2 protein-coding genes are annotated in these 1,514 nt (G+C 64.5%); one reads left to right on the top strand and one right to left on the bottom strand.

Features of this window, described 5'->3' with window-relative positions:
* Positions 1–185: 185 nt before the first annotated feature.
* Entirely contained in the window at positions 186–908 is a 723-nt protein-coding gene (locus AB0B76_RS58940; protein WP_360395190.1) for a hypothetical protein, read from the bottom strand.
* A gap of 307 nt (positions 909–1,215) precedes the next feature.
* Between AB0B76_RS58940 and AB0B76_RS58945 the strand changes: the two genes are divergently transcribed.
* Positions 1,216–1,514 (top strand): transposase (locus AB0B76_RS58945; protein ID WP_360395193.1); only part of this gene is annotated, 299 nt, incomplete at its 3' end.

Below are 1,514 nucleotides of genomic sequence, written 5' to 3' on the forward strand. Positions count from 1 at the left end.
CACTTCGGACAAGTCACAGCCCGGACCCGCTACCAACAAGCCTAGAACAGCCCGCAAAAATCCTGCCAAGACCCCTTGACCTAGAGGGGAACCAGTTCAGCGCGCCAGGCCGGCCACGGGCTCATCCACCGAGCGTCACTGCCGCTTGAGGGACCAAGCTCACCGACGGCGGCAGATGAGTGCTGTCACCGGCGGCGCTGCTGAGGCCGATGGACCGATACCGGTTTTAGATCTTCATGGCCGAGCCGGTGGGCGATGACCTGAGCCTGATGGTCGGGATCGGAAGGGACGACCGGAAAGGTCGCGACGTAGCTGCCCGGCATGGCATATCGAAGGCCACTCATATCGCGGGCGTAGTAACTGATCTCGACCACGTCCGGGCGTTCCTCCGGAGCGCGGATCGCTGTATAGCGGCGTACCCACGTGCCGCCGTCCTGGTCGTACCCATCGCGCCACAACATGGCCTCGAGCAGTTCCGCGACCGAGCGTGCCGGCCACATTCGGTCGGCTTGCGCCGTGGCGCGGGCTAGCTCAGATGCGTAGGCTCGCGCGTCGAACCGGAACGTGCTCAATCCAACATCCGGCCCTTCCTTGACCACCGTCTCGATGTCCACCATCCGCCAGCGGTCCCAGATCACCGCAGAGCCAACCTGACGAATCTGGACGGTGAGCTGGTCCTCAGTCGTGTCGGAGCCGCCCAGCGCGACCTCTCGCACGTTCTGCGATGCGGCGAGCCCATGCGGTCCCAGCAGGCGCGAAGGCATGAACCCGGCTACTGGCTTTCCGCAAAAGCCGCCGGGACCGTATGCCGCTGCCACCACATCAACGCCGTCCACGAAGATCCGCATACGGTGTGAACCGAACTCGGCGGCAAACAGCAGCGGCTCCAGCCGCAGGGCACTGACCACAGCATCACCCTAGATCGGCAACATCCAGCGGAAGTTTGATGGGCGTCCGCTCATCGGCTTCTTATTTACTGGTGGTACGACCGCAGCCCGGCCTGGCTGGGTCGAGGTGATCGGTGGGTTCGCTCTCTCATCGGCTGCCCATTGCTGTTTGGTGTGGCTCTCATCTGGCGTGCGTCCTGCCGGTCACCGCGGCGTGGAGAGGCTCCGGAGGGGTTTGCCCAGCTCGAAGAAGCGCTGCCCTCCTCGCTGACATCAACATCGGTCAGATCGAGGAGGGGGAGGACGGCGTGGCACGCGTATCATCGGCATGGACCCGCACAAACGGTCCGCGACCATCGAGATCATCAACAGCCGGGAGAAGGTCCTGGCTCAAGGCCGGTTCGGCACCGACCGCGACGGCTACACCGCGATGCTCAAGCTCGGTCGGCAGCACAAAGACCGGGTCTGGGCAGTAGAAGGATGCAACGGCATCGGCCGGCACATCGCCCAACGACTGGTCGCCGACGGCGAAACCGTGCTCGACGTGCCGGCGAAACTGTCCGCGCGAGCCCGGCTATTTGACACCAACCAGTCTCGCAAGACCGACCCCGCCGACGCCCACTGCAT

Source organism: Dactylosporangium sp. NPDC049140 (genome assembly GCF_040648435.1).